General features: G+C 42.1%; 22 protein-coding genes. 12 read left to right on the plus strand and 10 right to left on the minus strand.

The genetic code is table 11. The annotated features are described in order from the left end of the window. Positions 1-61 precede the first annotated feature (61 nt). From HUZ36_RS11115 to HUZ36_RS11125, 3 genes are all read right to left on the minus strand, one after another. Positions 62-826, minus strand: coding sequence for a YdcF family protein (locus HUZ36_RS11115; protein ID WP_147389658.1), 765 nt, complete (start codon positions 824-826; stop codon positions 62-64). A 181-nt stretch (positions 827-1,007) separates the two neighbouring features. Beyond that, positions 1,008-1,895, minus strand: a complete 888-nt coding sequence (locus HUZ36_RS11120) for a LysR substrate-binding domain-containing protein (protein WP_125252346.1) — start codon at positions 1,893-1,895, stop codon at positions 1,008-1,010. A 284-nt stretch (positions 1,896-2,179) separates the two neighbouring features. Further along, entirely contained in the window at positions 2,180-4,558 is a 2,379-nt protein-coding gene (locus HUZ36_RS11125; protein WP_176032880.1) for an EAL domain-containing protein, read from the minus strand. Between the two features lie 191 nt (positions 4,559-4,749). Here HUZ36_RS11125 and pyrC point away from each other — a divergent pair, with 191 nt between their 5' ends. The 3 genes from pyrC to HUZ36_RS11140 all read left to right on the plus strand — a co-directional run bounded on the left by pyrC (position 4,750) and on the right by HUZ36_RS11140 (position 8,108). Continuing rightward, entirely contained in the window at positions 4,750-5,787 is a 1,038-nt protein-coding gene (gene pyrC, locus HUZ36_RS11130) for a dihydroorotase (protein ID WP_147389662.1), read from the plus strand. 167 nt (positions 5,788-5,954) lie between these two features. After that, positions 5,955-6,263 carry an H-NS histone family protein gene (locus HUZ36_RS11135; protein WP_125252343.1) on the plus strand — a complete coding sequence of 103 codons (309 nt, stop codon included), beginning with the start codon at positions 5,955-5,957 and terminating at the stop codon, positions 6,261-6,263. Positions 6,264-6,341: 78 nt separating this feature from the next. Then, the gene (locus HUZ36_RS11140; RefSeq protein ID WP_217704658.1) at positions 6,342-8,108 is read left to right on the plus strand and encodes a DEAD/DEAH box helicase family protein; all 1,767 of its coding nucleotides are present in this window, start codon (positions 6,342-6,344) and stop codon (positions 8,106-8,108) included. A 156-nt stretch (positions 8,109-8,264) separates the two neighbouring features. Here the strand turns inward: HUZ36_RS11140 and HUZ36_RS11145 are convergent, their stop codons facing one another. Continuing rightward, the gene (locus HUZ36_RS11145; RefSeq protein ID WP_125252342.1) at positions 8,265-8,594 is read right to left on the minus strand and encodes a ribonuclease E inhibitor RraB; all 330 of its coding nucleotides are present in this window, start codon (positions 8,592-8,594) and stop codon (positions 8,265-8,267) included. A 239-nt stretch (positions 8,595-8,833) separates the two neighbouring features. Between HUZ36_RS11145 and HUZ36_RS11150 the strand changes: the two genes are divergently transcribed. The 4 genes from HUZ36_RS11150 to HUZ36_RS11165 are packed head-to-tail and all read left to right on the plus strand — an operon-like array spanning position 8,834 to position 15,913. Further along, on the plus strand, positions 8,834-10,570 hold the full coding sequence (locus HUZ36_RS11150) for an autotransporter assembly complex protein TamA (RefSeq protein ID WP_176032881.1): 1,737 nt from the start codon (positions 8,834-8,836) through the stop codon (positions 10,568-10,570). Continuing rightward, positions 10,570-14,229 (plus strand): translocation/assembly module TamB domain-containing protein, encoded by a 3,660-nt coding sequence (locus HUZ36_RS11155; protein WP_176032882.1) that lies wholly within the window; start codon positions 10,570-10,572, stop codon positions 14,227-14,229. Before HUZ36_RS11150 ends, HUZ36_RS11155 begins: the two co-directional genes overlap by 1 nt. After that, complete coding sequence (locus tag HUZ36_RS11160; RefSeq protein WP_176032883.1) at positions 14,226-15,047, plus strand: transporter substrate-binding domain-containing protein; 822 nt, start codon at positions 14,226-14,228, stop codon at positions 15,045-15,047. Before HUZ36_RS11155 ends, HUZ36_RS11160 begins: the two co-directional genes overlap by 4 nt. Positions 15,048-15,049: 2 nt before the next feature. Further along, on the plus strand, positions 15,050-15,913 hold the full coding sequence (locus tag HUZ36_RS11165; protein ID WP_125252338.1) for a peptidylprolyl isomerase: 864 nt from the start codon (positions 15,050-15,052) through the stop codon (positions 15,911-15,913). A 106-nt stretch (positions 15,914-16,019) separates the two neighbouring features. On the opposite strand, the gene queF is transcribed toward HUZ36_RS11165, so the two are convergent. After that, positions 16,020-16,865, minus strand: a complete 846-nt coding sequence (gene queF / locus HUZ36_RS11170; protein WP_176032884.1) for an NADPH-dependent 7-cyano-7-deazaguanine reductase QueF — start codon at positions 16,863-16,865, stop codon at positions 16,020-16,022. A 115-nt stretch (positions 16,866-16,980) separates the two neighbouring features. On the opposite strand from queF, the gene syd reads away from it, so the two are divergent. Further along, the gene (gene syd / locus HUZ36_RS11175) at positions 16,981-17,532 is read left to right on the plus strand and encodes a SecY-interacting protein (protein WP_176032885.1); all 552 of its coding nucleotides are present in this window, start codon (positions 16,981-16,983) and stop codon (positions 17,530-17,532) included. 43 nt (positions 17,533-17,575) lie between these two features. Here the strand turns inward: syd and HUZ36_RS11180 are convergent, their stop codons facing one another. From HUZ36_RS11180 to HUZ36_RS11190, 3 genes are all read right to left on the minus strand, one after another. Then, a complete protein-coding gene (locus tag HUZ36_RS11180) occupies positions 17,576-18,349 on the minus strand; it encodes a Zn-ribbon-containing protein (RefSeq protein WP_125252335.1) in 774 nt (257 codons plus the stop codon). After that, on the minus strand, positions 18,349-18,609 hold the full coding sequence (locus tag HUZ36_RS11185) for a hypothetical protein (protein ID WP_176032886.1): 261 nt from the start codon (positions 18,607-18,609) through the stop codon (positions 18,349-18,351). Before HUZ36_RS11185 ends, HUZ36_RS11180 begins: the two co-directional genes overlap by 1 nt. 91 nt (positions 18,610-18,700) lie before the next feature. Further along, the gene (locus tag HUZ36_RS11190) at positions 18,701-18,928 is read right to left on the minus strand and encodes a DUF2789 domain-containing protein (protein ID WP_125252333.1); all 228 of its coding nucleotides are present in this window, start codon (positions 18,926-18,928) and stop codon (positions 18,701-18,703) included. Positions 18,929-19,426: 498 nt separating this feature from the next. Between HUZ36_RS11190 and HUZ36_RS11195 the strand changes: the two genes are divergently transcribed. Further along, positions 19,427-20,059 (plus strand): N-acetyltransferase, encoded by a 633-nt coding sequence (locus HUZ36_RS11195; RefSeq protein WP_176032887.1) that lies wholly within the window; start codon positions 19,427-19,429, stop codon positions 20,057-20,059. Positions 20,060-21,024: 965 nt separating this feature from the next. Here HUZ36_RS11195 and HUZ36_RS11200 read toward each other — a convergent pair. Next, on the minus strand, positions 21,025-21,330 hold the full coding sequence (locus HUZ36_RS11200) for a DUF3301 domain-containing protein (RefSeq protein WP_125252331.1): 306 nt from the start codon (positions 21,328-21,330) through the stop codon (positions 21,025-21,027). Continuing rightward, entirely contained in the window at positions 21,331-22,359 is a 1,029-nt protein-coding gene (locus tag HUZ36_RS11205; RefSeq protein ID WP_176032888.1) for a DUF3549 family protein, read from the minus strand. 126 nt (positions 22,360-22,485) lie between these two features. On the opposite strand from HUZ36_RS11205, the gene HUZ36_RS11210 reads away from it, so the two are divergent. Genes HUZ36_RS11210 through HUZ36_RS11220 form a run of 3 tightly spaced genes read left to right on the plus strand, consistent with a single transcriptional unit; the run spans position 22,486 to position 24,010 of the window. Continuing rightward, the gene (locus HUZ36_RS11210; protein WP_241651724.1) at positions 22,486-22,833 is read left to right on the plus strand and encodes a YqcC family protein; all 348 of its coding nucleotides are present in this window, start codon (positions 22,486-22,488) and stop codon (positions 22,831-22,833) included. Next, positions 22,833-23,567: a tRNA pseudouridine(65) synthase TruC gene (gene truC / locus HUZ36_RS11215; protein WP_147389683.1), complete on the plus strand. Its 735-nt coding sequence runs from the start codon at positions 22,833-22,835 to the stop codon at positions 23,565-23,567. The genes HUZ36_RS11210 and truC overlap by 1 nt, the downstream gene beginning before the upstream one ends. Beyond that, positions 23,567-24,010 carry a flavodoxin gene (locus tag HUZ36_RS11220; protein WP_125252328.1) on the plus strand — a complete coding sequence of 148 codons (444 nt, stop codon included), beginning with the start codon at positions 23,567-23,569 and terminating at the stop codon, positions 24,008-24,010. The genes truC and HUZ36_RS11220 overlap by 1 nt, the downstream gene beginning before the upstream one ends. The last annotated feature ends 75 nt before the right edge of the window (positions 24,011-24,085 follow it).

Consider the following 24,085-nt stretch of genomic DNA (forward strand, 5'->3'; position numbering starts at 1 on the left):
TTTACGTTTTTCAGCGCCAATTTATCGGGATTTAGCCTTGTTTTGTTGCCTTTTTCGTCATTTAGAGTGCTTCTGGGTCAATCGTGCGTCGAATAGCTATCCATACTTTGCCAACCTGTTCATGCCAAACTCTAGTTACGACTTCGAGTGCGGTATGGTTGGCGATAAACTGTCGACTCCATGGATGCTGAGCAAAATTATAAAATTCTGTCGGTGCAGGGATGGTCTCAACCCCTTGAGCGTTGAAAAGATCCATCGCTCGTTGCATATGTGTAGCTGAGGTGACAAGTGCTACATTGTAATCAATTAACATAGGTGCGAGCATTTTGGCTTCGTCGGCGGTGTCTTTTGGATTTGGGTTCTGTTTTATCCTCGAAGTTTCAATACCTAGGCTTTGAGCTGTCTTGGCCATTAACCCTGCGCTAGTGGCATGACCATAGCCATACCCTGAAACAAATAGGTGTGCACTAGGGTAGAGATTCGCTAAACGCACACCTTCAACTAAGCGAGCAAGGCTACAACCGCCAAGTTGTGCATTACTAGGTAATGATTGATTTGGATATAAATCGCAACCCAGCACGACAATTTTGTCGATACTTTGATGTTTTCTTGGGTCAAGCGCGGTGAGCATTTGAGCATCTGTCTCGATAATTTTCTGTGCTACATAAGGAGTAGATAAACTCCAAATAGACAGTAAGCTCAGCCAACAAAAAATGTATGGTGCTTTTCGAGTTTTTGCGACAAACAGCAATAAGCCCATCAACAGAATTAAAGACAAAGGTAATGGCATGAGTAGTTGACCGAGAACCTTTTTCACTTCAAACATGGAAAATCCTTGTGCTAGCATGTGTAACTTAAGGGTATGCTAGCATGAGAAGAGGGTTCTAGAAATCAATCACATCATATTTACAGCCGTCGCTTCTGCGCCTATTTAAAAACGCCCAGCTACGGCTACGAGACTTTCGACCGCTATGACAGAGCAAAAAAGCAAACGAGCGCGCAACTATTTATCGTGCGGTTGTTTTTCTGCATGTGTTCAAAAAGTGCCGATATACAGGATTGTCTTTCATGCTTTTTTTCATGGCCAAATACATTGGGCGGCTCAGTCCAAGCGCACCAAGTGGAATTGACTTAATTAGCCCCTGACTTTCGTATGGCGTTACCAACCAATCAGGTAACGCGGCAACTCCCATTCCAGCACTGACAAGCTGAAAAATAAGTAGTCCTTGATCTACGTTTTTGAGTGTACCGTCAAAGCGAGCGTTTTGAATAAAGTGCTTAAAAATGTCTTGCCTTTCACGAGGTATGGGATAAGAGATGATAGTTTCATCTTTTAAATCTAGCGCGGTCACATAGGCTTTTTTGGCAAGCTCATGATCTGGTGCGACAATTAACTTTAACTTAAAGTCGAATAAATGCGCATACTCTAGTTTTTCTGGTTCACGAATATCAGAGGTAAGTACCAAATCAAGTTCATCATCCATGAGATCTGGAATTGCGTCGTAGCTAAATCCACGCTCGTAATCCACTTTAATATCAGGCCAAAACGTATTGAACTCTTTTATCGTGGGCAATAGCCAGTGAAAACAAGCATGGCATTCGACGCTGAGCCTTAGCTGTGAAATCGGTTGATTCAGGCTTTCTTTTAGACGGCATTTAGTAGCTTCAACTTTTGGCAATACCTCATTTGCAAGTTCTAGCAACAACATACCTTGAGGTGTAAATCGCACCGGTTGGGTCTTTCGCTCGAATAGTTGACAGTCAAGTTTGCTCTCGAGATCTTTGATCTGATGAGATAAAGCAGATTGAGTCAGGAAAAGCTCTCGTGCTGTATTCACAAGAGAACCAGTTTCTTTCAAGGTGGAGATAGTTTTTAGGTGCTTTATATCAATCATTATCAACAGTTCTCATATTTGAAGTGAGTAAATCTCAGCTTTACTCAATATTACGATTCTATTTATTTATTATCAATGTCTAGACGTCTAAATACCTATGGTGAATTGTTCAAAAATTCACAAATCCACTATAACACTAAAAATGACAGCGTTGTCACCAATTCTGTAAAAAAATTGCAAAAAATTATAGTTTAGTTTTATTCATATAATGAAAGTCAAATTTTCTCCAAACCTTTGGTACGTTAATCAAAGGTTTGGCTTAAAGATGAACGAGCTGGTTGTTTTTAAATTTTGCCTATGTTTTCAGAGTAGCTAAAAACAAAAGCCATCGCTTGATCTGCTGGCAGCGGTTGAGAAACAATAAACCCTTGGCCAAACTGACAGCCTTTTTGTTTCAATAACTGCCATTGTGTCTGCTGCTCTATGCCCTCAGCAACCACAGTTAAATTGAGTGATTGAGCAAGCTTTAAAATTGCATCTACGAGTGGGTTTTCTTTTTCAGTGAGCTGATCAATAAAGCTTTTATCTATTTTTAGCACGTGTATAGGTAATTGATGTAAATAACCAAGTGCTGAATATCCGGTACCAAAGTCATCTAGATAAAGCTTGACGCCAAGGGAAGCCAGTCCATGGATTATTTTTGTCGCTAGCGCTAAATTAGCGATAAGCCCTGACTCTGTGATCTCCAAACATAGTGAGCCAGAATGCAGCTCATAACGTTGATAAAGCTCTCTGATTGTATCTACAAACTCTAGGCTGGCAAAATGCCGAGAAGAGACATTGACGGTAACTCGTATCGGCGGTTGACCTTGATCTTTCCAGCGCTTTAATTGTGCTGCAGCTAGGGTTAGAAGGTGCAAGTCCAGCTCGATGATTTGCCCGGTTTGCTCTGCTATTTGAATAAAGGTATCAGGAGAAACAAGGCCATTTTTTGGGTGAAACCATCGGACTAATGCCTCGAAACCAACAATCGCTCCGGTGTTGAGTGAAAATATCGGTTGGTAGTACAAAGCAAATTCGTTATTTTTAATGCCATGCTGGAGATCATTTTCTATATCTGCTTGTTGTTTCAGGCGTTTACGCATCGCGTTATTAAAATAACACACTTGTCCTCGTCCTGAGGACTTAGCCTCATACATAGCTGCATCAGCTTGCTGCAATAGGTTGATTGCGCTATCAGAGTCTTTGTCGGTAAAGGCAACACCTATACTTGCTGATGCCTGTAGCACATGACCGTCGATATGTAGGGGCTTGGTAATTGCTTTGGTGATCCTATCAAGGAGGACACTCACTTGCTTTTTATCCGACACATTTTCTAAAAAAATTGCAAATTCATCGCCACCAAGGCGAGCAAATGTATCTGTTTTACGAATACAAGTACCAACTTTTTCCACAATCGCAATTAAGAAGTGATCACCAACATCATGCCCAAGCGAATCATTGATACTTTTAAACCTATCTAAATCTAGATAAATAAGGCAGTGCATGTGAGAAGATGAGCCTCGAGCGAGTCGTAAAATAGCATGTTTTATCCGCTCTAATAGCAGGTATCGATTCGCCAGACTTGTTAAGTCGTCATGTAGCGCGCGGTGTTCAAGTGCTTGCCTTGATAATTGCCGGTCAATTGCCATGCTGACTTGACGGCTTATATAAGTCAAAATAGAAAGGTCGTGGTTGACGAAGGCGTGGTCATTGTCATAACTCTGTAGGACGATTACACCTTGATACTGGCTATTAACAATAAATGGCACACCCAGCCAAGAGCGGGGCGAGCGGCCAATCATCTTAAAATATCCCCGTTTTATGTGCGTGTTAAACTGGAGATGGTCGCATAAAAGTGGTCGCTGATTTTTTAATATAAAATAAGATGCGCTATGTTTTATTTGATCTTTTGACACTCGCTGGTGCGCATTGCATTTTTCTGCACCTTCAACCAAGTAAACGATTTCTAGCACGTCCTCTTGGGTATCGTATAAACCAATAAAAAAGTTTTCCGCACTTAGTTGGGATGCAATGATCATATATAGATCATCATAAAAAGCTTCTAAATTCTCGAAGCGATAAGTGATGTTAGCGATTTTCAACAAAGACTTTTCTAAATTCTGAGCCTGATGTAATTGAGCAATGGTGGATTGTAGATTTTCCAGTGTTCTAAGTTGATGTATTTTTGCACTTAATAAATGCGCGACGGTTGATAAAATCTGTAAGTGTGCAGCAGTAAAATAATCCGCTTCAGGGTGCTCGCAATCAATTACACCAATCAAGTGGTCTTCATATTCCAACGGTACACATAATTCTGACAGAGCAGGGCGAAGATCTGCGATGTACATAGGGTGAGAAGCGACATCTCCAGAAATAAAGGGCGTTCTTGTCATTGCCACTTGGCCGGTAATACCTGAGCCTATTTTTATCCTAGTTTGTGCCACTCGATAGTCGTTATTATTTTCCGACACGCCCATGCTTGCAGCTACTTCAAGGTATTCTTGATAAGGGTCTGCAAGATAAATCACACAATCAACAAAGCCAAGTTTACTAACGACTTGTGTTGTAACGTATTCAAATAATTCATCGAGCTTGGTCAGGTGCAGCAGTGACGAGGAAAACTGGTTGATGATGCTAAGCTGCTCTGTTTTTGATTCTAGTTTTTGGTTTTCAGATAGCATACATATTTCTCATAAATGACTATGATTACGTTAACGTAATTTGCACTTATTTACCAATACTGAAGTGTTTGTTTTATTGCGCTACAGAGAGCCATACCTCTGAGTTGAAATAAACTAAGCTTCGTCTTAAAAACTTTACTAACACCAAATCGCGGCCTATGATCGGGCAAATTCAGTAGTGGAAGAGAGCAATGAGCAGCAAACAAACGCTAACAATCACAAGACCGGATGATTGGCATGTTCACCTGCGAGATGGTGACGTATTGGTTGATACCGTAAGAGACATTAGTCGCTACATGGGGCGAGCGATTATTATGCCTAACTTAGTGCCCCCAGCAACATGTACCGACAGTGCTTTGGCATATCGCGAGCGGATCATGGGTGCTAATCCGCAAGGTAATTTTGAACCTTTAATGGTGCTTTATCTTACAGACAATACGACGCCAGAGGAAATCAAAAAAGCAAAGGCAACTGGTCACATTGTTGCGGCTAAATTGTATCCAGCCGGTGCGACGACTAATTCAGATTCGGGTGTCACGGATATTGAAAATGTATATCCTGCACTTGAAGCTATGCAAGAAGTTGGTATGTTGCTGCTAGTGCATGGGGAAGTGACAGACTCTTCAATCGATATTTTCGACCGAGAAAAAGTGTTTCTTGAAACTAAGCTCTCAAAGGTAGTAGACAACTTCCCGTCTTTAAAGATTGTGTTGGAGCATATCACCACAAAAGATGCTGTTGATTTTGTTACCAATGCACCGGACAATGTTGCCGCTACAATTACAGCCCATCATTTACTATATAATCGTAATCACATGCTAGCTGGTGGTATTCGCCCTCACTACTATTGTCTGCCAATCTTAAAACGTAATACTCACCAGCAGGCTTTGATTACAGCTGCAACGAGTGGCAGTAAAAAGTTTTTCCTAGGCACTGACTCCGCGCCTCATGCAAAAGACAAAAAAGAAGCCGCATGTGGTTGTGCTGGTGCATATACGGCGCATGCCGCTATTGAACTTTACGCTGAAGCATTTGAAGAAGCGGGAGCACTTGACAAGCTTGAAGGCTTTGCAAGTCACTTTGGCCCTGACTTTTATAATTTGCCACGAAATCAAGATACGATTACGTTAACAAAATCACCATGGGTGGTGCCTGACTCTTACACACTCGGCACAGGCTCAGTAGTTCCTATTAAAGCAGGTGGGACAATTGACTGGAAAGTAGATTGAGTTTTAAACAAAATGTAATTAAAATTTCTTAAATCACATACAAAAGCGCTATTATGGCGCTTTTTTTTGTTAAAATCTTTAGGTATATAGAATAGAATTTGTTTTTTTAAAATTTTAATATAGTATTCAATATTAATATTAAAACTAGCTTAAATGAGAGAGTGTCAATGCGTGAGATCAAGTCTTTTGTAAAAACTGCAAGTCCGAGTGATTTAGAAAAAGCATTGGAGTATATTCAAAAAGCGCTGGATGAGCAAAAGGAACAACAACAAGCCAAAGCTGAAGTAATGGCAATGTTGAAAGAAAAAGGACTTACGCTTGATGATTTAGTAGGTGAAGGCGCAGCTGATCGTCGCTCAAAAGTAAAACCTAAATACCGTATAATCATTGACGGTGAGGTAACAGAGTGGACGGGTCGCGGTAAAACACCTAAGGTATTCCAAGGTGTTAACTTAGATGATTATCTAATCGAATAAATAGCCGATTATTGGTGTAGTTAGATATTGCACTGATAAAGCCTACATGAAAGGCGTATCTCAATAGATACGCCTTTTTTGGATCAATTAGTTATATTTGAGGCGCTTATTTACGTATTAAGACCTTATCAGAAAGAAGCCGTAACAAATACCTTGGTTCACTTTCGTAAAAGTAATGATTCTGCTGTCATAGTATTACCGACAGGAGCTGGAAAAAGTTTAGTTATTGCAGAATTAGCAAAGCTTGCTAAACATAAAATACTGGTATTAACTCATGTTAAAGAGTTAGTTGAACAAAATGCACAAAAATATAAAAGTTATGGTTTACAGGCGAGTATTTTTTCCGCTGGCTTAAAAGAAAAGTCGTTACAGCATCAAGTCACGTTTGCCAGTGTGCAATCTTTATCGAGAAATGTCTCTCAGCTCGATCAATTCTATTCCCTCGTTATTATTGATGAATGTCATCGAGTAAGCGGCGAGGATAACAGCCAGTATCAGCAAATCCTGCAGCAAGTACGGACACTAAATCCAAACTTAAAAATACTAGGCCTCACTGCAACGCCTTATCGGTTGGGCATGGGGTGGATATACCAAAAACATTATCATGGTTTCGTGAGAGGTGAAGCTGATTCACCATTTAAACATTGTATTTATGAGTTACCGCTTAGGTATATGATCAAAAACAACTACCTAACCCCACCAAATCAAATAGATCCTGCGGTAGAAAACTATGACTTTTCCAGTTTAAGTACAGATTCATTTGGGCGCTATTCAGCATCAGATATGAATACATTATTAAATGCTCAGACTCGTGCGACAAAAAGTATTATTGAGCACTTGATAGGTTTGAGTACACAGCGACAGGGGGTAATGATTTTCGCAGCCACCGTCATGCACGCAAAGGAAGTGTTAGGTTACTTACCGGAGCAGTGTAGTGCGCTAATTACCGGTGAAACCAAATCTACAGAGCGTGATCTGTTAATCAAGAAATTTAAAAATAAAGAAATTAAATACCTAGTTAATGTGTCGGTATTGACTACTGGATTTGATGCTCCCCACGTAGACGTTATCGCAATTTTACGCCCAACAGAATCAGTAAGCCTGTATCAGCAAATTGTAGGCAGAGGACTTAGGCTGGATGACAATAAAGTAGATTGTCTGGTTCTAGATTATGCGGGAAATGATTTCGACTTATTTTCGCCAGAGGTTGGCAGCAAAAAGCCGAGTAATGACAATGAACCGGTACAGGTACTTTGCCCAGGCTGTGGCTTTGCAAACATATTTTGGGGTAAAGTGGATGAGCAGGGCAAAGTGATAGAGCATTTTGGGCGACGCTGCCAGGGGCTGTTGGAGGATATTGATGGGGATTCACAACAATGTGACTTTCGCTTCAAATTCAAAGAATGTGACGCATGTGGTGCTGAAAACGATATTGCGGCAAGGCAATGTCATCAGTGTGGCGGGGTAATGGCTGACCCAGATGATAAGCTCCGTGCAGCCTTAAATTTAAAACATGCGATGGTGTTAAGGTGTAGCGGCTTAAGTGGGGAAGTGTTTAGCGAAAATAAGTTAAAAGTTACTTACTTTGATGAAGATGGTGCCAGCTGTAGTGAGGTGTATGATTTTTCTAATCAAAAAAGTGTATTTGTGTTCCACCAGCTTTTTGCAAAACGAAGAAAGTCAACACCTGTGCCTGCAAAGTGGCTATCTGCTGCACAGGTAACGACGACAGATCTCATCGCGCCAGATTTTGTTATCGCCAAATTACATAAAAAGTTTGGTTGGCAGGTTTCCGAAAAGTTATTTGATTATCAAGGAAGTTTTAGAAAAGCAGATAAAAGTTAGTCGTCTAGGTATCAGCACACCTATTAAATGTTGTTAAAACCTTAAGGTGTGCTCGGTTATTCAGGCTACGTCGATGTAGGTACCTTGGCGGTAGCAGGGTGCGGTATCGTAGTTATCGACAAGATATTTACTTAAGATAATTGGTATAACAGCCTGCTATTCGTCAGCCATCAATCCCCAACCATCGCCATAGCCTTCATGCTCATTTGCGATGCTCTCTAGGTACTGCTCTGTTTGGCTAAGCAGTTCATGTAGTGGCACCATAGTTACTGTTGTGACCACTTCCCACACACCGGTATCTGGGCATTTTTGTAGTTGGGTTTTAGGCGCTAGCTCATCTTTTTCAATAGTGTCGATGAAGCGTTTTGCATCATCTGCTTTTTCGAAGAGAATATAAAAGTCAATATTCTGCATCTGCGTTAAGTCAACGCCAGCAGCGGCAATCTCGGCAAGAAGCTCGCCATTATCATCATTTGGGAATTGCATAATTTTACTCTGCAGGTTCAATTATCGCTATTGTCCGTCATCTGTAACAAAATAAAAAGCATGATTGTAAATAAATGTGTGATAGCAATGACGGCAATATCATAAAATAAACCCGATGTTCAGGTTAAGGGCGGCAAAATAACACTTTATTCTAAAAGTCGTTTTACAGTCTCCAATTTCACAAGCACAATGACACTACCTGTGTTGTTAAGTCGCTATATTTAGGTCGTATTATTTTAATGAAGCCGTTTCTTCTTTGTCTGAAAATTATATTGTTAACATGTTGCTTCTCTGCTTTTGCGGTAGAAACCGAGTCTCGTCCAGAAGCAGAACATATCACCAGTATTGTGGTTAACCTAGATAACAGCACGGTAAAAAATAATGTATTGGGCTTTTTGAAAGGGTATGAAGGTAAAACAAAAACACCGCGAGTCCTCAAGTCTATGCGAGCGGATATACGCCGTTCGTTAAATGCCTTGGGTTACTATCATTTTGAGATACAGTTTAGTGAAGATAGCCAAGCCGTTGCTGTTACTATAAAGCTCGAAGCGCCATTAAAATGGAAAACGGTGAATATTGATCTCATCGGTGAAGGCAAAGCAAACGCTGAGTTGTTAGCTTTGATAGAAGATGTGCCTGTACGTATCGGTAAACAGGTGGATCATAGCGATTACCAAGCAACGAAAAGTCGTTTAGAAAGTGAACTGCTGGAGCTAGGGTATTTTGACTATCAATGGCAAGAATCTAAGCTGATCATACATCAAGGCAATCGATACGCTGGAGTTCGATTTTTATTGGACACAGGAATACGCTATCAGTTTGGTGGTTTGACGATTGAACGAAGCACCAAAGCTGCTGATTATATCCGTTCTTTGAGTCCTTTTTCCAAAGGACAGCCGTTTGAGGCAGGTTTACTATCTGATTTTAATCTAGCATTAAATGAAACCCCCTATTTTAGCGCTATCAAGGTATACCCATTATTAAAAGCGCGTGCCAGTGGGCAAATTCCAGTGAGTGTTCACGTTGAAGACAAGCCTGCAAATAGCTTTGAGTTAGGCGCAGGATATAGCGATGATGTTGGCGCCAAAACACGTTTTAAATGGGTTAAACCGTGGATCACAAAGTCGGGTCACTCTTTTGAATCAAACCTTAGGATCTCTCAGAAGCAACAGGATATTACAGCTAGCTACACTATTCCCGTGGAAAACCCAAACGATGATTTATGGCGGGTGTTAGGAGGGTATCAATTACAAGATGATGTTACTGAGGGTATTGATAGCCGGATCTGGAATGTACAGGTACAGCGGCAGTGGCTAACCGATGATGATTGGATAAGAACAGCATTTATCAAGCGTGAACATGAATCTACAGAGCAAAAAAATGAAACGCAAAAAACCGAAATGTTGATACCAGGAGTCAGCTATTTAAAAAAGGAGAGTAAAGGTGGCGCGCTGCCGTATTGGGGTAATAAAAGGTTAATTTCCATAGAGGGAGCTGCTGACTCCTTATTGTCCTCGACGAACATGTTAAAAGTGCGTTGGAACAATGAGTGGCTAAGAAGTGTGGAGGCTAGGCATTTGTTCTTTGGCCGTATCGATCTGGGTGCCATCGTAACTAAAGATATCGATAAAATACCCTTCACTCACCGTTTCTTGGCAGGCGGCGATCAGAGTATCCGTGGCTTTGCCTACGAGTCAGTCGGTCCACGAGATGACGAGGGGCGGATCTTAGGCGGTAAGTACCTGGCAACAGGCACTTTGGAATACAATTACCAATTTCACCCAAGTTGGAGAGCGGCGTTATTCATTGATGCAGGGACTGCAACGAATGACTTCTCCGATGCTTGGGAAGTCGGTGCTGGTTTTGGTTTTCGTTACCTAACACCAGTAGGCCCAATCCGCCTAGACCATGCGTGGGGGCTTACCAAAGAAAGTAAAAGTACTCGTCTTAGTATTGTCATAGGGCCTGAAATTTAATGCAGTTTAGACGCTTCAAAATCAAACTTATCACCGCCTCAATCAGTGTGTTTATACTGCTAGTTTGTTTATGCTTTACTTTACCCGGGCAACAGCTATTAGTTTGGGTCGCGAATCAATCAGTTGCAGGCCTTGAGATAAAGGGGATAGACAAGCGTTTGTTGTCGGGTGCAAATCTGAACTTACGTTACCAGAATGAAAACATAGATGTTCGTCTCAAAGACGCCAAGATAGCTCTGGCGTGGTGGAGCTGTGCAAGTGTGTGTCTGTCTGTAGATGCTAAGACGATAGTAGTAGAACAAAAATCTATCAGTAAAAGTGATACGCAACCTTCCCAAAGCAGCATGCTTGATTTGCCATTTTCATTTGCCATTCAGCAGGCTCAAATTCAGCAGCTCTCACTTAAGACACCTGAGCTTAATGTACAGGTACATAATTTTGATACGCAGCTATCAGGAGCAGGCTCACATATTGATGTCAGTGCTTTATCTATTGACTCGGTGCTGATAAACACCAAAGTGGCTAAGCCGCCAGCTTCTGCTCAAGCATCAGCACCATTACGTGAAATAGCGCCACTTCCATTGCCAAAAGTAGCGTTACCGTTTACAGCGATGCTAGGTGAATTGACACTCAACAGGCTCTCCATTGATGAACAGACAATCACTAATATAAAAGTCTCTGGAGTCGAGCTGGCTGAGACCGTGAAAGTGCAACATGCGCAGCTCAACTATCAGCAATGGTTTTTATCAACAGCGGCAGACATCGCCTTAGATAACTGGACGGTGACATTAGATGCCACGATGAGCGCGCCGCAAGGACTAATAACTGCCAGCCTAGTAGGTCAACCGCATAACTTAACACTCTCATTGAACACCAAAGGTGCGGTGTTTTCATCGATGCAAGCGCATGCAAACTTAACGCAAAAAAATTGGCCGTTTACGTTGCAAGGAAAAGTTGAAAAGTGTCTTACCCCTGCAAAGCCAGTGGCGCTGAAAAGTGCCACCCTTAGTCTACAAGGAGACATTACAAACTATAAAATGTCTACATCGTTGGCTGTTAATGCGCAGTCTATTGGTGATATTAGCGCTACACTTGATGGTCACGGAGGGATAGACGCATTTGTCTTGGCTAAAGGCGCGCTTTTACTCAACAAAGCTCAGGCCGAGGTGTCTGGAGAGATAAATTGGCAGACTGGGCTGAAAGCCAGCGCAAAAGGAGACTTTACTCAGCTGCCCATAGATAAGTTGCTAAGCCTGCTACCATCGAATGTAGAGATGGTCGAAGATGATGTGTTAAATGGCCAGTTTGCTCTGGGCTTTTCCAGCCACGCAGAGCAGTGGCAGGTTAATATCGAGCGCTTTACAGCAGAAGGACAACTTGCTGGATTGCCAATACAGGCAGAAGTTAAGTTTACTGTTGACCAAAGTCTGCTCGGCGAGCTGAGTCATGCACATTTAACTTATGGCAAAAATAAGCTCATCTTAAGTGGTGAGCTTGGGCAGCAGCTAGATTTACATCTTGATCTACAGCTGGAGCAAACAGCAAACGCGCTGTTCCCTGCGGATATTGTGGGTGGCGGTGAAGTTTTTATTCGGGGTGATCATACAAAGCTGAGCATTCAGACTGAACTGTATTTTGATTTGTTACGTTATCAGGATAAAACATTACACGGTTTGGCGGCAAACGGGAAAGTTGATATAGCCAATGTGCTGTCTGGTCAAATGAAATTGGCTTTAGATCGCCTGCATATCGACACTGAAGTGTTTGAAGGTATTCACCTTACGGTGAAAGGAGATCAAAAGCAGCATAATATCGCATTGGATGTTCGTGATAAGCGCGTCGTTGCCAGTCTAAAAGTCAGTGGTAAGACCCAGCAGTCAGCTTGGTATGGAGAATTATCGTCAGGTGAAATCACCGCTTCGGGTCAAACGATAACACTCCAAAACCCAGCTGTAATTGTGCTAAGTGGATCTGCTCAGCGTGTTGCATCACAGTGCTGGAAAATGGCGGGTAGCACGCTGTGTTTCGCCGCCGAGCAGCAAAGTGGACAAGGAAAAGCAGAGTTTAAACTTGATAAATTAGCGCTGGCTACATTACAAGCTTGGTTACCAAATGAATTGACGTTAAATGGGCAAACCCATGCTACAGCAAAACTTGCATGGAAAGGTGGTCAGATAATACGTGCAAATGGTGAGCTAAATATCGTTGATGTAGAGCTTGCTACACATGGTCAAAGAGTTTCAATTTCTGAGTTTAAAGCACAGCTGAAAACCGATAACAAACAACTCAATGCCGATTGGCGTATGATGTCTGAGACACTAGGTAAATTCAGTGGTACGACGCGTCTACCGCTAAATAAGCAGACTCCAACGCTGGCCGGAAAGATTAAAGTCGAGTCTATCGTGCTGGCCAAGTTGTCTACTTTATTAAATCGAGTAACAGATCAAAGCTTTGATCTTCAGGGCACGGTGTCTGGAGATATAGATATTGCAGGCACACTATTGGCACCTGAGGTTAATGGTAAGCTGAGTGCTCAACATTTATCTATGTCATCTGACTCTTTGCCGATAGAAATCGACGAAGGCAGTATAAATCTCGATTTTAATACAACGTCTGCACAGCTCAAGGCCGAGCTTAATGCTACCAAAGGCGGTAAATTAGTACTCACAGGTGACGCTGATTGGTCATCGGAATTATCCGCTAAAGTGAGTATGCAGGGGGATGAATTATATTTACAGCCGAGTTCGCGAATAGAGTTAACGGCAAATCCTGATTTAACGCTGTCTTATAAAGACAAAGTAGCACGTGTCTTTGGAGAGATTTTAGTGCCATTTGGTCGAGTGAATATCGAGTCATTGCCAGCGGGCGTAACCTCACCAAGCGACGATGAAATTATTGTCGATGCTAAGGTAAAAAAGCAAATGTCAGTGCCTGTCCAGCATGAAATAGATTTAGAGCTAATAGTTGGTGATAACTTTAGGGTTAATGCTCTGGGCTTAGATAGCTTTGTTACTGGTGCTATCGAAGTTGATAAACAAATAACAACGCCGATGTTAGCAACTGGGGAGCTGCAACTCAGAGAAGGAAAGTACCGAGCGTTTGGCCAAGATTTACTTATCCGTACAGGGCAAATTGGCTTTAATGGTGCGTTAGATAAGCCCTATTTAAATATTCGTGCGATCCGAAATCCAGTGACTACAGCGAATGATGTAACCGCTGGAGTAGAGTTAACCGGTAGTATTACTTCACCGCGTTTAGTTGTGTTCTCAGAGCCCACCATGGATCAAGCTAAAGCATTATCATATTTACTAAACGGCCAACCGCTAGGAAAGTCAGAGACTTCAAATAATGCGCTCCTCACTCAATTTTTACTCTCACAAGGAATTGATCGAAGCGAAAGCTTTTTTAGCAAGGCTGGTGAATCACTCGGCTTTTCCGACGTTAACTTATCAGCTAAAGGCAGTGGTGATGATACACAAGTTGAAGTGTCAGGCTATCTTACCCCCAATATACAAATAAGTTATCGAGTGGGTGTGTTTGAATCAATTAATGAAATTGCATTGCGCTATCGGGTTTTTTCTAAGTTTTATGTAGAAGCAACCAGTGGGTTATATAACAGCATAGATTTTCTATATAAGTTCGATTGGGATCAACAATGAAGTGGTTGATACTGACATTTAGCTTATTGTGGTTACCAGCGGTTGCTCAAGAAGCTAGGGTGATACGGATCAGTATTGGCGCAGATCCTTATATTGTCGAATTATTGACCTTAGCTTTATCTTATGAACAAACGCCGAGCAAAATAGTGTCGGTGCGCAATGTGGTGTCGCAAGCGCGAGCTATCAGGTTACTTGGGAAAAAGTCTGGGGTAGATGTTAGTTGGCTGGTGACTAACTCTCAACGTGAAAAAGCGGCAAGAGCCATTCGTATTCCGTTAGTCAAAGGTTTATTAGGTTATCGGATCCCGCTAGTACATCGAGATAATCGCCACGCACTCAGTGCTATACGTTACATTGGTGATTTACGAAGCTTTACGTTTGGTCTTCGTAGTGATTGGCCGGATCATGAAATTTTTGAGCAAAATGGGCTTCATGTCATGTCGTTTTCGCAAGAGCAAAGTGGCTATGAAATGTTAGCTAAAAAAAGATTTGATATTTTACCCAGCGATTTTGTCAGTATTGAAAGCGCACTCAGTGATCCGCGCTTACGCGCAGATCACTATGTCGCATTTTATTACCCTTCTGCGGTCTACTTTTTTGTATCCCATGATGATCAGCTGTTATATGAACAGCTTAAAAAAGGTCTAAAACGAGCGCTACAAGATGGTAAGTTTGAAGCGCTGTTTTTAAAACACTTTTCTAGCCGAGTCAAAGCACTAGATCTCGAAAATAAAACAATTATAGAATTGAGTAATCCAACTTTGCCACCAAGCGCACCGCTAGAAATACCGCATTACTGGCACACACAAGGAAAATAATAATGAAAAAGGCCTTAATTCTCACCGCATGTATTACTGCTTCATCCATCGTGGCGGCAACGCCATATACAAAGTCACCATCAGAAGTTGTTGCGGGAGCAAAAAAGTCGGATTGGCAGGAGCTAGACCCTCAAAATATCTTAAAAATTAAATTACAAACGGGGCCGGTGTACATTTCACTAAATTCTGAACTTGCACCTAACCATGTAGCAAATATCAAGGCATTAGCGCGAGAAGGGTTTTATACCAATTTAAATATGTATCGATTTGTCGAAAATTTTGTTGCACAGGGGGGAGACATGTCAGATAAAAAAATTCCCCAAAAAGGAAAAAAGACGATCGCTGCGGAGTTTTACCATAGCACCGACACAGGGTTACCGATTACCTCTGTGCAGGCTGTAGATGGTTACGCTCCTCGTACAGGCTTTCGAAATGGATTTGCGGTGGCACAAAATCAATCTGGTACAAAAACGTGGATGACCCACTGTGTTGGTGCTTTTGCAATGGCAAGAAGCAATGATGTAAACAGTGGCGGTACTGAGTTTTATATCACCCTCACACCGCAGCGCTATCTTGACAAAAATACCACCGTATTTGGTCAGTTGCTATCTGGGATGGAACATGTACAGCAGCTAAAGCGCCAGCCAGTGGCGGGACAAGCTTATAATGTGATCGAAGGTGTCTCAGTACTTGCGGATGTAAAAAATGCACCAACGTTCAAGCGACTAAGAACGGACACCGAGGTATTTGCAGAGTTAATATCAGCGCGTAAAAATAGAGCTGGTGAGTGGTTTGTCGATACTCCAAATCATACTGATGTATGCTCGGTGCCCGTCCCTGTAGAAATGCAAGAGGCGGCAAATTAAGATCACCTATAGCTTGGGATAAAGCGTCGCTATTTGCTGTTTTTTATCTTAACCGGTGCCCATTACGCAGTTTGTACCTATCGCAAACTGCGTAATGGAGTTGGTATTATTGCCTGTTAGTTCGCACGGCATAAGGCGTCTTATTTTGCTCGTTTGAGCGGTATGGATTGATGTCCAATCCGCCACGGCGAGTATAGCGCGCATATACCGAGAGTTTCTCAGGATTAAATGTGCGCCACAGCTCGCAGTAAATACGCTCTACGCATTGCTCATGAAACTCGTTATGATCACGAAACGAAATCAGATACTTAAGTAACGCGGCCTTATCAATTTGCTTGCCCTGATAACTAATGACGATACTCGCCCAATCAGGTTGTGAAGTGATTAAGCAATTTGATTTGAGCAAATGACTGTGAAGCGTCTCTTGCACTACTTTATCAGACGCTAATTTAAGTAAATTATGGTCTGGTGTGTAGGTGTCTACTTCTATATCAAGAGAGTCAATACACTCACCAGGTAATGATGAGAATGGAATACAATCAAATTCACCAGCGCCAAAAAGTGTGACGTTAACTTCGCTGTTTGAAGCTGCGGATAAATCCTCTGTCAGTGTTTGACGCACTACTTCCATCGAATCAAATCGGCTTTGATTAAAGCTATTTAAGTAAAGTTTGAATGACTTTGACTCAATAATATGAGAACTCTGGCAAGGAAAAACAAAGGTTGCAACGGCGACTTGTGGTTTGCCCTTAGTATTTAACCAAGATAACTCATAACCTGTCCACGTATCTTCACCTTTGAATGGTAGCTCAGCTTCGTCTACGTGAATTTGGTCACGATTAAGCTTTCGTGCAATTGGATGAAGTAAGCTCGGGGTATAAACACTGGCATATTCTGTGGTTTTACCAAGCACAGAAGATTGCAGCTCTGGTGCATTGTTGTAGTCTGTCATGTTAACTCAAATCTCGTTACAATATTCATATTATAGCGAATGTTCACTTGAGGATTAATACCCCCTTGACGGTATTACCTAAAAATGTGAACAGAAAATAAAGAGAGCTTTACTTATGACTCAGCCTGTGAATATGGCATGCCTTCATCAAGCCCATGCGGATTATTATCACCGCACATTTAAAGCATTACCGAGTACAGAATATGACGAAGCCTGGCCAAGCCCGTGCGAGCAAGGTGAGCCTAATAAACTCAATGAGATTAATTGGCAAGCTGTCGAGCGTAATCCTAAGGGGACTTTTGACGAGTTAGCAAAAGCACTTGAAACACAATTTCCTGACGGTTTGAATACACTATATGGGGATTTTTTTTCAGGTAATATAACAGCCTTCATAGATGGTAAAAAAATTGAGTTACTTCAGGCGTGGAATGCGGATGACTTTGATAGACTTCAGCAAAATATCACAGGGCACATCTTAATGAAACGCAGACTCAAGCAGCCAGATACAGTATTTATTGGATTAACCGAAGCTGATGACTTATTGGTGTCAGTGGATGTGTCGACGGGGCAAGTCGGGCTGGAATTTGTTGGGAAAAAACAACATCATGTGCTGGCAGACTCAATCGCAGAGTTTGTAGATTGCTTGATTGCGAATTATCTAGAGTAAATTAACGAGCTAGGAGCCTAGGCTCCTTATGCCATATATGGTATTACTGAAAGTCCCAAGAGATGTTGGAAACTAATTGACACGTCTCGCAGCGAAAATCAAACAGCCCAAACCAAGGAGACTCCAATAACCACTCACCATTACAACTTGGGCACTTTCGTGCTTTTTCAGTCGCAAGGCTTTCTCCACCTACTCGATAAAGATAGTAGTAAACTGGCTTTTGAGTGAGGTAGCGAATACGCTTACTTAAATCCATTCCTCTTCTGTATAGGTCACTGTCGGTACTAGATATTTCCTCAAGCGCAGCAAACTCACAGCGTGTAGCACCATTGATCTGGATCTGATCACAGGCTTGCCAATCCTCTTTCCATTTTATCAGCGCCTTGTAGTCGCCATTGGCTATGGCTGGGATTTTATAGAGCGGTACAGGTAAGAAATCATCGCCACAATATAACGGACTACAGGTATGAACATAAGTCGTATAGAGGATGTAGCTAGACGGTGTTTGGCAAGCGTCGGCACTATTGGCGTGGATGTCTTGACCAATCACCTTAACCTTAGGTGCAAGTAAGCCTGATTTTTGGAGTTCATCTATGGCAAATTTCACGAAAGGACTATGATTAAGGGGGTGTAGTGAGTCTTCCTCAGGACACATGACTCGAGTGATGAAATATCCCTCTTTGAGTACTGTTGGGAACTCATCACCGATAATTTGACCATTGAAGCGCAGCGCATTTACAACACGGTTGATTGCTTGTTCGGCGGCATCTAAGGTAGTTTCCTCGTAGCAATCAAAGATGAGATCAATGACAAACACTATGACTTCTCCAGTAATTCGATAAGCTTATCCAGTTTTGCTTCTATGCGGTCTAATTGGCTCTGAGCAGCAGGGGCTGTGGGCTTGTCAATTGCTTGAGAGTCTTCTATACAAGTGGGATCTTGTTTATAAGCCGCAATACCCGCAATGATATCGGGCATTGCAACACTTTGAGTTAGTTTACTCTTGGTCAACGCAACGGTTGGCGTGATTCCACTGTCTACTAACTTCTTAATGGCGTTGGCAACAACTGGGTGCATAAATCTTCCTGAATCCAGAAACAAGAAAGAGATCATATCACCATGTGATGCTGGGCGCTATTTGCCAGGCACCCAAGTTAATAACAAGAGGTTACCTTAACATAGCGTCAAGCTCATCAATCACTTCACTCCAGTCCGCATCTTCCCGCAACGACTCTTCAATAAAATGCCGTTGGCCTTCATTCCAAAATGGTGCCTGACTCAGTAACATCTCGTCAGGAAGGCGGTGCTGCTTAACAAAACCATCGATTGATTTAGGATCATTATCTAGCCCTAATTGGGCAAATAATGTGCTCATTGTGTGGCGGCTTGTATCCATATCGTACTCCCTCATTTAATTGAGTTTTACTTACTTTGGCTTATTAAACTTACTACTGTTGGTATAACCGTTGTGAAAGTACAAGTTGTCATTCCAAGTTTTGGTTAACTATAGTAAAGGTGGTTGCCAACCCTTTAGCAAGTCATCATGGGTAAAAAGTCATGGTGTGAATATCGCAACTAATAACAATTTGCTTAATTTAAGTGGCCTCCTTTAAGGCGGTCAGTCTTGTCTATAGCCCCGCGACAATATTTTGCGCACAGCAATATTTTTGTGGCGATTTCGACAAGGTTAAAACTCGCTATTTAGCTGTTTTAAAAAGTAATTCTTAGTGAAGGTTACTCCTTCGAATTGATCAAGTAGTAAGCCAAGAGAGTACAATATAACCGCTTATGGCTGAATAAAGCATGACTTGTGTCAAATCAATCATAGCGTAAACGCTGTTGAAGTCGGCTTCAGCTGGTCAACTGTGTCAATAATCAATAATAAGGTTCGGCTATGTCAGTACAAACTAAAATGGATAATTTAGCAGTAAAGTTCTTAAGCCCAGAAGATATAAATGTAGCAGCAAGCGTATTGTACCAAGCGTATCATGATGACCCTTTGCTAAAGCATGTGTTGCAAGCAAAGCACGAAGCTAGCTTTGAGAAAAAGCTCAGAGCGCTAATACGAGAGGAACTATCAGCATTTGGTCACACCGGCCAACCTTTAGTAGGATTATACAACCAAGCTAGGCTGATGGCAGTGGCCTGTGTTATCGCCGATAGTAATGAGTTAGAAGCGAGTCGGCAATGGCATTGGCGACTTAGGCTGATGATGAGTGCTGGGTACTTACAGACGCAACAGCTTATTGAAAAGGAAAGAGTAATTAGAGAGGAGTTGCAAGCTCATGAGCCGTATCACTTCTTATCTTTTATTGCTGTTGACCCACATGTTCAAGGGTTGGGGTATGGACATTACTTACTAATAGCCTTAGATGACTTGTTATCGCAGCATGATAAGACCACAGGTATGGCTGTGTTTATCACACAGCAAGACCACTTAGCGTTCTTTACAGCACATGACTACCACATTGTAAAAAACTTTGTATTTAGTAGTGTTGAGGGGACGCTGCTGTTTAAGAAAAAGTAACTTTTGCATTTGGGTTGCACCTTTCCTTTCTAGTTATTATTGCCCCTTACTACCTTCATTGAATGTGTTTGCAATGGCTTGGCTGCTGTAAACACATCTCTGATATCAAGAAACAACTACGAACTTGCGTCAAGCTTCTAAGTGTAAATAACTACGTCGTGTCTTAAGTCTCAGTGAAATAGCAACAACGGAAATTGTTGTGTGAGATATCTCCTACGGTAATGTGGGTAAAGGCGTTTTGTCATACCGAGTTTGGTGTGTTTTCAAAGTCTATCTTATTATTTATAAAAGAAATTATGTTTTTTGCTTTAAAATTACAGCAAAAAGATTGTCTGAGCCTATCTGCCAAAAAATTAAGAACCCCGTAAACTTAACAATGTAAGGAAACACAAGAGCAGGAGCTCAGCGTCAAAGGATAAGGAATATGACGACAACAGAAGGAAGTAGTACATAAGGCAAGGAAGGATGGAACTCTAGGAAGAGAGTATGAAGCGGAGCTTCATTAGGGATAAGGAGTCATAAGGAATGACAAGGAGCGCGGGAAGCGAAGTGGAACAAGGAAGATAAATAAGGATGAGCAAGGCTTTAGGATGAGGGAGCGTGGTCAGGATGACTACGAAGTGGATAAGTAACATAGGATGTTATATATGGAGCACATAAGGATAGTGTGAAGTGGAGCCAAGCTGGCGTAGGAGCGCAGGACGCGAAGTGGAGGCCAAGGTGGCTAAAAGGAAACTGCACTGGAAGTGCGAATGGACGATACAAGGATGAGGCAAGGGTAAGTCGGAGTACATACCCGTTCAGGGGATGAAAAATTGGCGGATTGCTTTTTAGTGGTAAAGCAGAGGAATTGGATACCTCTTGGGATAAACGTCAGGATTGAGGCGCGGCAAACAGGCTGGCGCCTTGGTTTTTTATGTTTGCAAAAATTACCTATCAATACGTCAACAATCGTAAATGCATAATTAGCTGGTGACCCTATACGCTGGCAACTCTTTTCGTACCAACCTTTCATTTTCTAAGTAAAGCTTACCTTGATAGGCTGACTCACCGTCAGAGCTAAATTCGAACATAAACTGGCTCTTTATACCTAGTTTGCCGTTTTTCAACACACCAATTCTACGTTTTGTACAAGCTACACTTAATAGTTGCACTTGCAAGCTCTCGGCTTGATGCTGGGCGTGTCTAGTTGCGGCTTCTGCAATTTGACGACTATACCAAAATAGCGCGATAACAGATGATACGATGATAAAAAGCCAGAGTGTTGTCATTTAAGAAAATAGCCTTCCAATTGCACGTGACAAAGTATCACTACGATTCTCTGCCCTAATTATTCCTAAAACATGTGGGCGTAACATTGGGATTGCAACTAAATCTGCGAAAATACTGCTGAAAAGACCATCAATTTGATCGTGCTCAGCGGCTTTCTCCAAATAACTATGTAGTCTATTTTGATCGGTGAGTGTTTCCCAAGTACGACCTGCAATAGTGAGCAAGCAGTCTGCATCGGTGGCCAGTTCAGAAGCTAAAATCGTATCTACTGCCTGTGCGATTAAACCAAGTGCATGACTGCCCGACATCGCGCGTAAATTAGTGACTACGGCATCCTTATTTTGTTCTTGGCAGGCGTGAGCTAAAACGGCTAAAAAGTCTTCGGTTTGTGTCGTTGAGACAGTAACGTGTTCAAGCATGGCGGCTAATGGGGTCTTAACTTCTACAGGCAAAATAGGCCATGCCTGTTGCAGGTTGCTTGAGTTTTGGCCATGGTCTAGGCGTAGAGCGAAGTCTGCAATACCTTGTAGCGCTATCTCTTGCCAACGATCGAATCCAAGCTTGCCAGAAAAGTAGAGTTCGGCGTGCTCGTAATATTGAGAGGCTGGGCGATTAAGATCACGCTTTAATAGTGCATTGAACGCAGCGAGTTTGTTCGCGTTAGGGGTAAAAACATAGGGGTTGTTGTCCAGTTTCCCTTGTGCGGCCTCTCCGGTTAATTGAGTGCCCAAGGCTTCGATCACCATTGAAGCAAAATGATCTCTGCTGGCGATGATCAACTTACTTTGTTCATCCAGTGGAAACTTTAAGAACCAAACATAGGGGTCAACAGTTGCTTGATTATCCCAAAACTGAATCGCCATGATAGCGTGGCCAGCTAAAGGGTATGGGTAAGGGGCTTGAGTATTTTCAATTTGCGCAAATTGCTTTTTGTCGATTTTTGTGATGCGACGGCCTATGTCGTATACACGCCACTGTGTACCGGCGTTAGTTAATAGTTCACCTAAAGTAGAGATTTGCGCTGTCATGAATACTCTGTTGTTACTGATACTGAAATTAGCGGCAATTATAGCGGTTTTTATTGGTACTGATAAGTCTCATAAAAAGGGCAGATGCGAGAATTGGCTGGCTGAGTGATCACGCATATAGTTATAATGTCTAAAATTGAAAATGAGAAAGTACCGATGAACTCGGAAGTATTAATTCAGTTAGACGAACTAGAAGCGTGTTTGAAAGCGGCTGGTCTTTGGCAAGATTCACCGATTTCAGCAGAAGCCTTGTCCTCTGTTGAACCATTTTGCTGCGATACCATGGCATTCGAGCAGTGGTTGCAGTTTGTATTTTTGAACAAAATACGGGATATGGTGGCAAAAGGTGAGGCACTCCCGACCAACATGGCCATTGCACCAATGGCTGAAATGGTATTAAGTGACCACCTATATTTTAATGCTGTGCATCAGTGCTTGAAAAATTTAGATAGTACATTTGCAAAGGAGTGCTAATGCTTGAAATTTTGTATCAAGATGAACACTATGTTGCCATCAATAAACCATCTGGGTTACTCGTTCATCGCTCTTTTTTAGACAAACGTGAAACCCAATTTGCAATGCAGATGCTACGTGATCAGCTCGATCAACATGTATTTCCTGTTCATCGTTTAGATAGACCTACATCTGGTGTACTGCTGTTTGCACTGAGTTCAGAGGCTGCACGAGCGATGAATGAAGTCTTTATTGCAGGTAAAATTAAAAAGCGTTATTTGGCCTTAACACGTGGCTTTGCACCTGACTCTAAGCTTGTTGATAAGCCGTTAAAAGAAGAGTTAGATAAGATAGCGGACAAATTTGCCGATCAGAATAAAGCACCGCAAGAAGCCCAAACACAGGTCAACTGTTTGGCGCAAGCTACATTGCCAATAGCTTTTGGTAAATATCCGAGTATTCGTTACTCTTTGGTTGAGTGTTTTCCACATACCGGGCGTAAACATCAGATCAGGCGTCATCTAAATCACTTAACACATCCCATTATTGGTGATGTGAACCACGGTGATAACAAGCATAATCATTTTTTCGTTGAACACTTTGGCCTACGTCGTTTAATGTTATTTGCAACACGGCTGGAATTTGTTCATCCTTACACCAACGTTGAGATTTCAATTACCGCCGATCTCGGAGAAGATACGCTCGCTGTATTTTCTCGCCTAGGGTGGTCAGACAATGAGAAGGATTATAAATAATGGCAAAAATTTCTATTTTTGTGGGTAGTATGTATGGTAATGCTGAAAACTTGGCAAACGATAGCGCTGAGCTTTTGAACCAAGCTGGACATGAAGCACATGTGGTTGAGCCTGCAACCTTAGCGGATCTAAAACAAGCCGAGAATATTTTGTTTATATCGTCGACAACCGGCGCAGGTGATATTCCGGATAATTTATTACCTCTGTTTTTGCAGATGCAAAGTGAGTTTCCGATGCTCACTGGTAAGCAAGTTGCAGTGATTGCGTTAGGGGATAGGAGTTACGGTGATACCTATTGTGGCGCAGGAAAGCAGATTGACGCCTTGGTCGAGGAATTAAATGCCACTCGGGTGCAAGCACGTTTGGATATCGATGCTTGTGAGCATTTTGAGCCATGGGAACCAGCTAAGCCTTGGCTACAGTCACTAGCCGACAAACTATAAGAAAATAGAGCCCGTAGGCTCTATTTCTATCTTTGCTTATAAACGGGTATTATACCAATTAGACTTAATACTTGC

The organism is Pseudoalteromonas sp. McH1-7 (assembly GCF_013366255.1).
GTDB lineage: Bacteria > Pseudomonadota > Gammaproteobacteria > Enterobacterales > Alteromonadaceae > Pseudoalteromonas > Pseudoalteromonas peptidolytica.

Bases quoted from the DNA above. Each gene is read 5' to 3' on its own strand.
- HUZ36_RS11155 (WP_176032882.1), top strand. From the start codon at position 10,570: ATGCAGTTTAGACGCTTCAAAATCAAACTTATCACCGCCTCAATCAGT.
- HUZ36_RS11185 (WP_176032886.1), bottom strand. From the start codon at position 18,609: ATGCACCCAGTTGTTGCCAACGCCATTAAGAAGTTAGTAGACAGTGGA.
- HUZ36_RS11115 (WP_147389658.1), bottom strand. From the start codon at position 826: ATGTTTGAAGTGAAAAAGGTTCTCGGTCAACTACTCATGCCATTACCT.
- HUZ36_RS11145 (WP_125252342.1), bottom strand. From the start codon at position 8,594: ATGCAATTCCCAAATGATGATAATGGCGAGCTTCTTGCCGAGATTGCC.
- HUZ36_RS11190 (WP_125252333.1), bottom strand. From the start codon at position 18,928: ATGGATACAAGCCGCCACACAATGAGCACATTATTTGCCCAATTAGGG.
- HUZ36_RS11150 (WP_176032881.1), top strand. From the start codon at position 8,834: ATGAAGCCGTTTCTTCTTTGTCTGAAAATTATATTGTTAACATGTTGC.
- HUZ36_RS11125 (WP_176032880.1), bottom strand. From the start codon at position 4,558: ATGCTATCTGAAAACCAAAAACTAGAATCAAAAACAGAGCAGCTTAGC.
- queF (WP_176032884.1), bottom strand. From the start codon at position 16,865: ATGACAGACTACAACAATGCACCAGAGCTGCAATCTTCTGTGCTTGGT.
- HUZ36_RS11195 (WP_176032887.1), top strand. From the start codon at position 19,427: ATGTCAGTACAAACTAAAATGGATAATTTAGCAGTAAAGTTCTTAAGC.
- pyrC (WP_147389662.1), top strand. From the start codon at position 4,750: ATGAGCAGCAAACAAACGCTAACAATCACAAGACCGGATGATTGGCAT.
- HUZ36_RS11120 (WP_125252346.1), bottom strand. From the start codon at position 1,895: ATGATTGATATAAAGCACCTAAAAACTATCTCCACCTTGAAAGAAACT.
- syd (WP_176032885.1), top strand. From the start codon at position 16,981: ATGACTCAGCCTGTGAATATGGCATGCCTTCATCAAGCCCATGCGGAT.
- HUZ36_RS11205 (WP_176032888.1), bottom strand. From the start codon at position 22,359: ATGACAGCGCAAATCTCTACTTTAGGTGAACTATTAACTAACGCCGGT.
- HUZ36_RS11135 (WP_125252343.1), top strand. From the start codon at position 5,955: ATGCGTGAGATCAAGTCTTTTGTAAAAACTGCAAGTCCGAGTGATTTA.
- HUZ36_RS11200 (WP_125252331.1), bottom strand. From the start codon at position 21,330: ATGACAACACTCTGGCTTTTTATCATCGTATCATCTGTTATCGCGCTA.
- truC (WP_147389683.1), top strand. From the start codon at position 22,833: ATGCTTGAAATTTTGTATCAAGATGAACACTATGTTGCCATCAATAAA.
- HUZ36_RS11160 (WP_176032883.1), top strand. From the start codon at position 14,226: ATGAAGTGGTTGATACTGACATTTAGCTTATTGTGGTTACCAGCGGTT.
- HUZ36_RS11220 (WP_125252328.1), top strand. From the start codon at position 23,567: ATGGCAAAAATTTCTATTTTTGTGGGTAGTATGTATGGTAATGCTGAA.
- HUZ36_RS11210 (WP_241651724.1), top strand. From the start codon at position 22,486: ATGTCTAAAATTGAAAATGAGAAAGTACCGATGAACTCGGAAGTATTA.
- HUZ36_RS11165 (WP_125252338.1), top strand. From the start codon at position 15,050: ATGAAAAAGGCCTTAATTCTCACCGCATGTATTACTGCTTCATCCATC.